Here is a 9617-nt window from a genome sequence, read left to right as displayed (position 1 = left end):
TTGATGTGCAAATTGTTGCCTTGCCGCGCGTTGTAAACCTGTCCAAGCGAGAGGCGGATATGGCTATCACCGTGGGCGCGCCGACTGCGGGTCATCTGACTGTGCAGCGTTTGAGCGATTACAAACTACACCTTGCAGCCGCGCCGTCCTATTTAGAGCAAGCAGGGCCGTTAAACGTGAAAGAAGATCTCTCAAAGCATCGGATGATTGGCTACATCCCCGATATGATTTTTGATAAGGAATTGGACTACTTAGCCGCGCTTGGGATTGAACGTGTTCCACTGGCGTCTAATTCGGTTGCCGTGCAATTTCATACCATTCGGCAAGGGGCAGGGCTTGGCATTGTTCATGATTTTGCATTGCCTTCTGCACCCGAGTTGCGCCGTGTCTTGATGGATGAGGTCAGCCTCACGCGCAGCTTTTATTTGGTGCGACATAGCTCAGATAGAAAGCTGCAACGCCTCAATCGTTTTGCAGAAACTTTGGCTGCGGAGTTGCGTGCAGAAGTGGCCCATTTAGAGAGCCAGTGCGCGGTTGGGTTGTGATCATCGACTTGACAGAATGTCGCATTAGGTCAACTCTGATCCCATGCGCAATAAAATTACGGGAGAATAGCCAATGTTGGTACAGCAAATTCTGAGCTCAAAGGCGAGTGACGCGGTTTTGACAGTCAAACCTGGATCGCTTGTTCGAGATGCAGCCCAAGTTCTTGCTGAAAACAAAATTGGCTCTGTCGTTGTCTCTGCGACCGGTAAGGCGGCGGCAGGTATCCTGTCTGAGCGCGACATAGTGCGCGAACTTGCAAATCGTGGCCCCGGTTGCTTGAGCGAAATTGTCGATGACATGATGACGTCTAAACTTGTCACATGCACACGCGGGGATACCGCTGATCACGTTCTCGAGCAGATGACAAACGGGCGATTCCGTCACATGCCAGTCGTTGAAGATGGTGAGTTGGTGGGGCTGATCACCTTGGGCGATGTGGTTAAAGCGCGCTTGAGCGAACTTGCGATGGAGAAAAATGCGCTCGAAGGGATGATCATGGGGCATTAATTGCCGCAATGATGAAATCTGTGTTGCGTTTTCCTGCGCAATATTGTTGCGTGCGCGGCAAGTAAAAGGAGCGCAATCATGCGAACAGGTCTTTACCCCGGAACATTCGATCCCGTCACCTTGGGGCATCTCGATATTATCCGACGCGCATGCGGTCTGGTGGATAAATTGGTCATTGGCGTTGCGATTAATCGTGACAAAGGCCCGTTGTTTTCATTGGAAGAGCGTGTCGCGATGATTGAAGATGCCTGCAAGGGTGTTTCTGAACAAACGGGTACAGAAATCGTTGCGCATCCGTTTGAAAACCTGCTGATTGATTGCGCACGTGACGTGGGTGCACAAATCATTATTCGCGGGCTTCGCGCTGTTGCTGATTTCGAATACGAATATCAGATGGTCGGTATGAACCGTGTGTTGGATGCCAGTGTTGATACCGTCTTCCTGATGGCGGACGCGCAGCATCAAGCGATTGCATCGAAACTGGTCAAGGAAATTGCGCGCCTCGAAGGGGACGTGTCCCACTTCGTGACGCCAGAAGTTAACAAAGCGTTGATCGAACGCTTGCGTTAACTCTTATCGAGGGCTGTTATGATCGGGGAGAAATCCTCGGCTTTCAGGCTCGCGCCGCCTACAAGCGCGCCGTCGACGTTTTCAATTGCGAAAATTTCGGTGGCGTTGCTGGCTTTTACAGAGCCACCGTAGAGAAGACGCACAGCGCGCGCGATCTTTAGCCCAAAGCGGTGCTCTAGGCGTGCGCGAATAAAGTCATGGACTTCCGTGATTTGGGCAACGCTTGGCACTTTTCCGGTGCCAATGGCCCAAATCGGCTCATAAGCGACAACGAGATTTTCGCCGTCGATATCGTCTGGAATAGATCCGGCCAATTGACCGGCGATAATGTCGAGCGTGTTGTCTGCTTCGCGCTCTTCGAGTTCTTCACCCATACAGATGATGACACGAAGGCCCGCTTTTAAAGCACCACGCGCTTTGGCACGCACGTCTTCGTCGTGTTCATCATGATCGGCGCGACGTTCGGAATGACCCAAGATCACATAAGTTGCGCCCGCGTCTTTCAACATGTCTGCTGAAACATCGCCCGTATGCGCGCCGCTTTCTCCCTTGTGGCAATCCTGTGCGGCAAGCGCGACAGGACCATTTTCAGCAACGACAGATGCGCGGTGGAGCAGGCTGGTCGGCGGTGCAATCAGGATCTCGGAGAGGGCACCGACATGTGCGTCTTTGAGCGCTTCAATCTGAGCGAGATTGGCGCTCGTTCCGTTCATTTTCCAATTGCCGGCGGCCAGTTTGCGTCGCATGTTCTTCTCCGAGTAGGGACATTTGCCCTTAGGTCACTCGAAACGGGTGCGAGGTCAAGTCTTAGCGGCGTCAGCCTGAAGTTCTTCGATGTCTTTAAATTTGATCGATTCACCACAGCCACAGGCATCCGTGACGTTCGGGTTGCGAAACTTGAAGCCGGATTCCAGCAAAGATGTCTCGTAATCGATCTCTGTTCCAAAGAGGAACATTTGCGCCATCGGGGCAATCATCACGCGGGCGTCGTTCTGTTCAACGAGTTCGTCATTCGGATCGACCTCATCGACATAGTCCATCGTGTATTCCATGCCCGCACAGCCGCCCTTTTTGACGCCAATGCGCAAACCCATGTGGCCTTCTTTGGCCATGAGTTTCGCGATCTGCGCTTCCGCTTTTGCGGTGATGCTGACGGCTTGCTTACCTGGAATTGCGAACATGTTACGTTCTCCGAAGGGCGGTGTGTCTGATAAAGATAAGGTCGCGGGCGATTAAGAACAAGCGCCGCGCGCAATCTTACATAAAACCAAGCTCAAGGCGTGCTTCGTCGCTCATCATTTCCATGCCCCATGGCGGCTCCCAAACGAGCTCAACATTGACGCTTTTGACGCCAGCCATCGGTTCAATCGCCTCAGCCACCCAGCCGGGCATTTCGCCAGCGACAGGGCATCCTGGTGCAGTCAGGGACATCAGGATGCGAACGTCGTTTTCGTCATTGATGTCAATCGTATAGATCAACCCAAGATCATAGATATTCACGGGGATTTCAGGGTCATAAACCGTGCGGCACGCTTCTACGATACCATCGAAAAGCGCATGATCTACGCTAGAGGGTACGATCAAAGGTGTGCCTTCAAGGGGAGCGGTCGCGTCGGTCATGGTCTGCCTCATCTGTGTTCCTGAGCGATTATATAGGGTTTGCAGGTGGCGGGGTAAAGGGTTCAAGGGCTTGCCTTTATGCAATTGGAGGATCACTGAAGGTCGTAGAAGGAATTTTCTTATGACCACGTCGCCGCTTTATGGTGCTCAAACGCCTCCAACGCATGCCACTTTGATTTTGATAACAGCGGTGGCTGTTCTCACCCTCAATCTGTTCTTGCCCTCGCTTCCGTCAATGGCAGCGGAATTTCGCGTCAGCTATGGCGCTATTTCACTCACCATCGCGGGCTATGTCATTTTTTCTTCGGTTCTCGCAGTTTTTCTTGGACCACTGGCAGATCGCTTCGGGCGGCGTCCGGTTTTGCTGATCACGTTTTCGATCTTCACTTTGGCGTCTATGGGCGCAGCGATCACAGAGAATTACACGTTGTTCTTGGTGTTCCGAATGGCGCAAGCTGTCTGTGCGACGGGCTCAATTCTGGGCCGTGCGATTGTGCGCGATATTTATCCCGCGGGCAAAGGCACCTCGGTTCTCGGCTACATCGCAATGGCAATGTCTGTAGCGCCGATGATCGGACCTATTGTTGGCGGTTTTCTTGAGGAAACACTCGGTTGGCGCTCGGTGTTCTGGGTGTTTGCGGGGCTGGGTCTTGTGTGCATCGTCTCGATTTGGTTCGATTTGGGTGAAACGGGAACGGGTCAGTCCAAAACCAGAGCAGACCATGTCCAAGGCTATAAGGATGTGATGCGCTCAAAGGCGTTTTGGTCCAATACGATGGTGCTTGGCTTTTCGATTGCATCCTTCTTTGTGTTCTTGTCTGGCGCGCCGCTTGTGGCGGGGCAGGTCTATGAGTTGTCCCCAAGGTTTGTTGGCTTGGTCATGGGGGCCACAGCGCTTGGGTATTTCATGGGAAGCTTTGTCACAGGGCGTATCGCAGAGCGCGTGCCCTTGGGCCCGCTGATGATCAGAGGACGCGTCTTTGCGATGATCGGGCCTGTGGCGGCGTTGATCATCGTGCTTTTGGGGTTGGACAGTGCATATCTCATTTTTGGACTGATGTTTACGATTGGCGCGGGCAACGGGATTAGCTTGGCCGCGGCAAACACAGGCGCGATGAGCGTGCGGCCCGACCTCGCAGGCAGCGCCTCAGGTTTGTCAGGCGCGATAGGGACGGCAATGGGCGGCATATTTGGCGGCATTACTGGCGCATTGATCACAGTTGATAACGGCGCTTGGCTCTTTTGTGCGTTGATCACGTTTACCTGTTTATGTGCGCTGTTTGCATCTTTGGTCGCTGCGAAAACATTCGAAGGTATTGAATAGACCTGCGCCGTTGCGTGTGATTGCAGCCTCTTTCCAATTGGCGTCTTCGGGTTTAGGAGAGCGCACATGACACAGAAATTCTCATACTCTTTGAATGCCACCGACGGGCGCGCCCGTACTGGCGTTATATCCACGCCGCGCGGCGAGATCCGCACGCCCGCTTTTATGCCTGTTGGCACGGCCGCTACAGTCAAAGCGATGATGCCCGAGAGCGTGCGCGCCACAGGCGCGGATGTTTTGCTGGGCAATACCTATCACCTCATGCTGCGTCCCACGGCGGAGCGGGTTGATGCGCTGGGTGGATTGCACAAGTTTATGAACTGGGATCGTCCGATCCTAACCGACAGCGGTGGCTTTCAGGTGATGAGCCTGTCGAGCCTGCGCAAACTGACCGAAGAGGGCGTCACCTTCAAAAGTCATTTTGACGGCTCCAAGCATCATTTAACGCCAGAGCGTTCGATGGACATTCAAAAACTGCTCGGCTCTGATATTGTGATGTGCTTTGACGAATGCCCTGCTTTGCCTGCAAGCGAAGAAGATGTGCGCAAGTCGATGGAGATGTCGATGCGGTGGGCGCAACGCTCGCGCGATGCATTCGGTGATCGCCCGGGCCATGCTTTGTTTGGTATCCAACAGGGCGGTGTGACAGAAGAGCTTCGCGGTATAAGTGCTGAAAAACTAAGAGAGATTGAGTTCGATGGCTATGCCATCGGTGGTCTCGCAGTCGGTGAGGGCCAAGAGGCCATGTTTGGTGTGCTTGAGTATGCGCCTAACATGTTGCCCCTGGATAAACCCCGATATTTGATGGGCGTTGGTAAGCCGGATGACATCGTTGGCGCCGTCGCGCGCGGCGTTGATATGATGGACTGCGTGCTGCCATCGCGCTCTGGCCGCAACGGTCAGGCGTGGACGCGACGTGGGCAGGTGAACCTCAAAAATGCGCGCCATGCCGATGATCCGCGCCCCTTGGATGAGGGCTGCTCGTGCCCCGCATGTTCCAACTATTCACGCGCTTATTTGCATCATGTGTATCGCTCTCACGAGATGATTTCAGGGATGCTACTGACGTGGCACAACCTGCATTACTATCAGGATTTGATGCAAGGCATGCGCGATGCAATCGAAGCAGGGCAGTTTGAGGCGTTTCAAGCAGAGTTTCATGCAACGCGGGCGATGGGCGATATCGAACCTGTTTGATCAGTGACGTTAAAGACTATGTAACTTTTTCGTTTTAGCGTTTTGGCATGTCCAAAATGCAATTGATCTTGTCCGCTTTGGTTCTCACGCTTTGCGCATCGCTCATGGAAGCAGCGGAAGGCGCTGTTTCTGAGGCACAAAACACTATTCCTGTTGCTTCGGGCAATTGAAACAAACTGTATGGAAACGCTCTCTGTTCGCGGCTCTGTGATGTGTGATAGGGTTTTGATCAAGAATGTTGCTTGAAACTGGTGGCTAACCGCACCATGTATCTTAGCCAAACAGGAGACGATCAAAGCTGCCGCCAAGCGGGGCGAGATTGTCTTGCCAAATAAAGGACAGAGCATGAAAGAGCCCCTTAATTCATCCTACCCGGTATTGCCTTTGCGCGATATCGTCGTGTTCCCGCATATGATCGTGCCGCTTTTTGTCGGGCGTGAAAAATCGGTGCGCGCGTTGGAAGAGGTGATGGCAGATGACAAACAAATTCTGCTCGCCGCGCAGCGGGATCCATCAGAAGATGATCCACAGATTGACGGCATTTTTGACGCTGGCGTTATCGCTAACGTACTGCAATTGCTGAAACTTCCAGATGGAACAGTAAAGGTTCTGGTCGAAGGGCATGAGCGCGTCAAAGTGACTGAATACGTCGAGAACGATAGCTTCTTTGAAGCGCGCGCAGAGCATTTGACAGAAATGCCAGGCGATGCAGCGACGATCGAAGCGCTTATTCGTACGGTCGGCTCTGAATTCGAGCGCTATGCGAAAGTCAAAAAGAACGTTCCGGAAGAGGCGCTTGCCTCCGTTCTTGAGACAGAAGAAGCGGCGAAAGTCGCTGACTTGGTTTCTGGTCACCTCGGTATTGAGGTGCACCAAAAACAGGAACTTTTGGAAACGCTTTCCGTCAGTGAACGCCTTGAGAAGGTCTATGGCCTGATGCAGGGCGAGATGAGCGTTCTGCAAGTCGAGAAGAAGATCAAGACCCGCGTCAAAACCCAGATGGAGCGCACCCAGCGTGAATACTATCTGAATGAGCAAATGAAAGCCATTCAGAAGGAATTGGGCGATGGCGAAGAAGGCCAGAACGAAGTTGCGGAGTTGGAAGGCAAAGTTCTTGCGGCCAAGCTGAGCAAAGAAGCCCGTGAAAAGGCGGATGCGGAGATCAAAAAGCTCAAGAATATGAGCCCGATGAGCGCCGAAGCGACAGTCGTGCGCAACTATCTGGACTGGATGCTCGCAATTCCATGGGGCACGAAAAGCCGCGTGAAAAAGAACCTGATTGCAGCGCAACAAGTTCTAGATGCGGACCACTATGGCCTTGAAAAGGTTAAGGAACGTATCGTTGAGAACCTCGCGGTGCAGCAACGCTCCAAGAAGCTCAAAGGCCCAATCATGTGCCTTGTTGGCCCTCCCGGCGTTGGTAAAACATCGCTTGGTAAATCCGTGGCGAAAGCAACGGGTCGCGAATTCATTCGTATTTCTTTGGGCGGCGTGCGCGATGAGAGCGAAATTCGTGGTCACCGTAGGACTTACATCGGTTCCATGCCGGGCAAGATCATCCAGGCTTTGAAAAAAGCGAAGACGACGAACCCGCTGATCTTGCTCGATGAAATCGACAAGATGGGGCAGGACTTCCGTGGCGATCCCGCATCTGCGATGCTTGAGGTGCTCGATCCAGAACAAAACAGCACGTTTGTTGATCACTATCTCGAGGTGGAATATGACCTCTCGAACGTGATGTTCCTGACGACGGCGAACTCCTACAACATGCCTGGCCCGCTTTTGGATCGGATGGAGATCATTCCGCTCGCTGGTTACACCGAAGATGAAAAGTGCGAAATCGCGCGTCAGCATTTGGTGAACAAGCAGATCAAGAACCACGGTTTGAAAGAGGGTGAATTCTCTCTGACCGACGAAGCGCTCCGCGAAGTCGTACGTGTTTATACGCGCGAAGCCGGTGTGCGTAATCTTGAGCGTGAGTTGGCAAAACTTGCCCGCAAAGCAGTGACCAAGATCGTGAAAAAGGAAGAAACCGAGATCACGATTACGCCTGATAATCTTGATGACTATCTTGGTGTTAAGAAATTCCGCTACGGTCTTGCTGAGAAGGAAGATCAGGTCGGCGTTGTGACTGGGCTTGCTTACACATCGGTTGGTGGTGAGCTGCTCAGCATCGAAGCGCTGCGTTTGCCAGGTAAGGGCCGCATGAAAACGACGGGTAAGCTCGGCGATGTGATGAAAGAAAGCATCGACGCAGCCAGTTCTTATGTGCGTTCCATCGCGCCTGAAATTGGTGTGAAGCCTCCAAAGTTCGAGAAGTGGGATATCCACGTTCACGTTCCAGAAGGTGCAACGCCGAAGGATGGTCCATCCGCTGGCTTGGCTATGGTCACTTCGATTGTGTCGGTTCTAACGGGTATTCCTGTGCGAAAAGACATTGCAATGACGGGGGAGGTCACTCTTCGCGGCAACGCATTGGCGATTGGCGGCTTGAAAGAGAAACTTCTCGCGGCGCTGCGTGGCGGTATCAAAACTGTGCTCATCCCGCAGGAAAACGAAAAAGACCTGCGCGATATTCCTGACAATGTGAAAGAGGGAATGGAAATCATTCCAGTGTCGCACGTCAGTGATGTTTTGCGTCATGCGCTCGTCGGCACGCCAGAGCCGGTCGAATGGGATGAAATCGCAGAAGAAGCGGCAGCAGCTGCCCTTCAAGCGGGGCAAGGCGCAAGCAGCGTCGCGCACTAATTTTAGTGTATCCAAGAATAGGAAAAGGCGGTCCGTTTTGGACCGCCTTTTTTGTGCGATGATCAACCGCACAGTGATTTTGCTTTACTGGGCTGTAACAGCCAGCATGAGAAGCCCTGTGATCAGGACCAATGCGACTGAGGCGCTTGAGCTGCCTTGCTTTGCTTGTTCGATAATAATGTCTTGTTCCAAAACAGGATCAGTGAGACCGCTTGCATGAGCGGTCGCGCCGCTAAATATGGTAAATGCTAGGGCAGCTGCTACTACATTTTTCATTATATCCCCCGATATTGTGTGGGGGGAAAATGACAAACTGGACCTCATCCGTCAAGGAAGCGCTAGAATCACCCTCTAATTTTTGGTACTTTGTTTCAAAATCGAGAACAAAAGGCAGGAAAATATGACAAAAGCTAAAGCTTCATCGACAACAAAGGCCAAAACAGCCACATCGAAGACATCCAAAACCGCGATTCCGAAAGCTGCGACAGCGCCAAAAACCAAGGCGCCAGCGGCCAAACCGGTGCCAGCAGCTGCACCAAAACCAGTCATCGTGACAGAAACATCCCCAACTGTGGTTGATCCTGCGCTGAAAAAGAAAGAGCTGGTCGACCTTGTGGTTGAGCGTTCTGGGATCAAAAAGAAAGACGCCAAGCCTGTTGTTGAAGCCATGCTTGAGGTTCTAGGCGAAGCGTTGTCAGACGGGCGCGAATTGAATTTGCAGCCTATGGGCAAGTTGAAAATTAACCGTGCCAAAGACGTGCAAGGCGCCAAGGTGCTGGTTGCAAAAATCCGTCAAAGCACGCGCTCGAAAGAAGCGCAGGACGCGTCTGCAACGGAAAAAGCTGCTGACTAATTAAATCGCGATACCGATTTTCCTGCCGCTTTGAGAGCTTTGTTGACTTCAAAGCTCTCAAAGCGTTTTGTGAAACGCGCTGAGACTTAAGAGCTTTCCCAAAATGCAGTATCCAGATGTCTATATTCTGCGCCATGGCCAGACTGAATGGAATGTGAACGCGCGTTTGCAGGGGCGTTTTGATTCTGATCTGACCGAAACGGGCAGGGCGCAAGCCGCGCAGCAGGGGGCGTTGTTGAGGCAGCTGTGGCC

13 protein-coding genes are annotated in these 9617 nt (G+C 52.6%); 9 read left to right on the top strand and 4 right to left on the bottom strand.

All coding sequences use genetic code 11. From position 1 onward, the window contains the following. From ABJQ89_RS13310 to coaD, 3 genes are all read left to right on the top strand, one after another. Positions 1-545 (top strand): substrate-binding domain-containing protein (locus ABJQ89_RS13310; RefSeq protein ID WP_348496698.1); only part of this gene is annotated, 545 nt, incomplete at its 5' end. Between the two features lie 73 nt (positions 546-618). Next, complete coding sequence (locus tag ABJQ89_RS13305; protein WP_348496697.1) at positions 619-1053, top strand: CBS domain-containing protein; 435 nt, start codon at positions 619-621, stop codon at positions 1051-1053. A gap of 78 nt (positions 1054-1131) precedes the next feature. Beyond that, positions 1132-1623 carry a pantetheine-phosphate adenylyltransferase gene (gene coaD / locus ABJQ89_RS13300; RefSeq protein WP_348496696.1) on the top strand — a complete coding sequence of 164 codons (492 nt, stop codon included), beginning with the start codon at positions 1132-1134 and terminating at the stop codon, positions 1621-1623. On the opposite strand, the gene tpiA is transcribed toward coaD, so the two are convergent. The 3 genes from tpiA to ABJQ89_RS13285 all read right to left on the bottom strand — a co-directional run bounded on the left by tpiA (position 1620) and on the right by ABJQ89_RS13285 (position 3243). Then, on the bottom strand, positions 1620-2369 hold the full coding sequence (gene tpiA, locus ABJQ89_RS13295; protein ID WP_348496695.1) for a triose-phosphate isomerase: 750 nt from the start codon (positions 2367-2369) through the stop codon (positions 1620-1622). The two genes, coaD and tpiA, sit on opposite strands and share 4 nt — an antisense overlap. A 54-nt stretch (positions 2370-2423) precedes the next feature. After that, positions 2424-2804: an iron-sulfur cluster assembly accessory protein gene (locus ABJQ89_RS13290; RefSeq protein WP_348496694.1), complete on the bottom strand. Its 381-nt coding sequence runs from the start codon at positions 2802-2804 to the stop codon at positions 2424-2426. A 76-nt stretch (positions 2805-2880) separates the two neighbouring features. Further along, positions 2881-3243 (bottom strand): SUF system Fe-S cluster assembly protein, encoded by a 363-nt coding sequence (locus ABJQ89_RS13285; protein ID WP_348496693.1) that lies wholly within the window; start codon positions 3241-3243, stop codon positions 2881-2883. Positions 3244-3364: 121 nt separating this feature from the next. On the opposite strand from ABJQ89_RS13285, the gene ABJQ89_RS13280 reads away from it, so the two are divergent. From ABJQ89_RS13280 to lon, 4 genes are all read left to right on the top strand, one after another. Beyond that, positions 3365-4567, top strand: coding sequence for a multidrug effflux MFS transporter (locus ABJQ89_RS13280; RefSeq protein ID WP_348496692.1), 1203 nt, complete (start codon positions 3365-3367; stop codon positions 4565-4567). Positions 4568-4633: 66 nt separating this feature from the next. Then, on the top strand, positions 4634-5764 hold the full coding sequence (gene tgt / locus ABJQ89_RS13275; protein ID WP_348496691.1) for a tRNA guanosine(34) transglycosylase Tgt: 1131 nt from the start codon (positions 4634-4636) through the stop codon (positions 5762-5764). 47 nt (positions 5765-5811) lie between these two features. Next, positions 5812-5934, top strand: coding sequence for a hypothetical protein (locus ABJQ89_RS13270; protein WP_348496690.1), 123 nt, complete (start codon positions 5812-5814; stop codon positions 5932-5934). Positions 5935-6109: 175 nt separating this feature from the next. Further along, positions 6110-8512: an endopeptidase La gene (gene lon, locus ABJQ89_RS13265; RefSeq protein ID WP_348496689.1), complete on the top strand. Its 2403-nt coding sequence runs from the start codon at positions 6110-6112 to the stop codon at positions 8510-8512. Between the two features lie 84 nt (positions 8513-8596). Here lon and ABJQ89_RS13260 read toward each other — a convergent pair whose 3' ends face one another. Further along, positions 8597-8788, bottom strand: a complete 192-nt coding sequence (locus ABJQ89_RS13260) for a hypothetical protein (RefSeq protein ID WP_348496688.1) — start codon at positions 8786-8788, stop codon at positions 8597-8599. Positions 8789-8912: 124 nt separating this feature from the next. On the opposite strand from ABJQ89_RS13260, the gene ABJQ89_RS13255 reads away from it, so the two are divergent. Both ABJQ89_RS13255 and ABJQ89_RS13250 read left to right on the top strand, forming a co-directional pair. Beyond that, positions 8913-9365, top strand: a complete 453-nt coding sequence (locus tag ABJQ89_RS13255; RefSeq protein WP_348496687.1) for an HU family DNA-binding protein — start codon at positions 8913-8915, stop codon at positions 9363-9365. 103 nt (positions 9366-9468) lie between these two features. Continuing rightward, positions 9469-9617: phosphoglycerate mutase family protein (locus ABJQ89_RS13250; protein ID WP_348496699.1), on the top strand; the 149-nt coding region annotated here is incomplete at its 3' end.

The sequence above is a fragment of the Planktotalea sp. genome, from assembly GCF_039984035.1.
GTDB lineage: Bacteria > Pseudomonadota > Alphaproteobacteria > Rhodobacterales > Rhodobacteraceae > Planktotalea.
The sequence above is the reverse complement of the archived record's forward strand: the minus strand, read 5'-3'. Positions and strand labels throughout refer to the sequence as shown.

Bases quoted from the DNA above. Each gene is read 5' to 3' on its own strand.
- ABJQ89_RS13255 (WP_348496687.1), top strand. From the start codon at position 8,913: ATGACAAAAGCTAAAGCTTCATCGACAACAAAGGCCAAAACAGCCACA.
- ABJQ89_RS13305 (WP_348496697.1), top strand. From the start codon at position 619: ATGTTGGTACAGCAAATTCTGAGCTCAAAGGCGAGTGACGCGGTTTTG.
- ABJQ89_RS13290 (WP_348496694.1), bottom strand. From the start codon at position 2,804: ATGTTCGCAATTCCAGGTAAGCAAGCCGTCAGCATCACCGCAAAAGCG.
- tpiA (WP_348496695.1), bottom strand. From the start codon at position 2,369: ATGCGACGCAAACTGGCCGCCGGCAATTGGAAAATGAACGGAACGAGC.
- coaD (WP_348496696.1), top strand. From the start codon at position 1,132: ATGCGAACAGGTCTTTACCCCGGAACATTCGATCCCGTCACCTTGGGG.
- ABJQ89_RS13260 (WP_348496688.1), bottom strand. From the start codon at position 8,788: ATGAAAAATGTAGTAGCAGCTGCCCTAGCATTTACCATATTTAGCGGC.
- ABJQ89_RS13285 (WP_348496693.1), bottom strand. From the start codon at position 3,243: ATGACCGACGCGACCGCTCCCCTTGAAGGCACACCTTTGATCGTACCC.
- ABJQ89_RS13270 (WP_348496690.1), top strand. From the start codon at position 5,812: ATGTCCAAAATGCAATTGATCTTGTCCGCTTTGGTTCTCACGCTTTGC.
- tgt (WP_348496691.1), top strand. From the start codon at position 4,634: ATGACACAGAAATTCTCATACTCTTTGAATGCCACCGACGGGCGCGCC.
- ABJQ89_RS13280 (WP_348496692.1), top strand. From the start codon at position 3,365: ATGACCACGTCGCCGCTTTATGGTGCTCAAACGCCTCCAACGCATGCC.
- lon (WP_348496689.1), top strand. From the start codon at position 6,110: ATGAAAGAGCCCCTTAATTCATCCTACCCGGTATTGCCTTTGCGCGAT.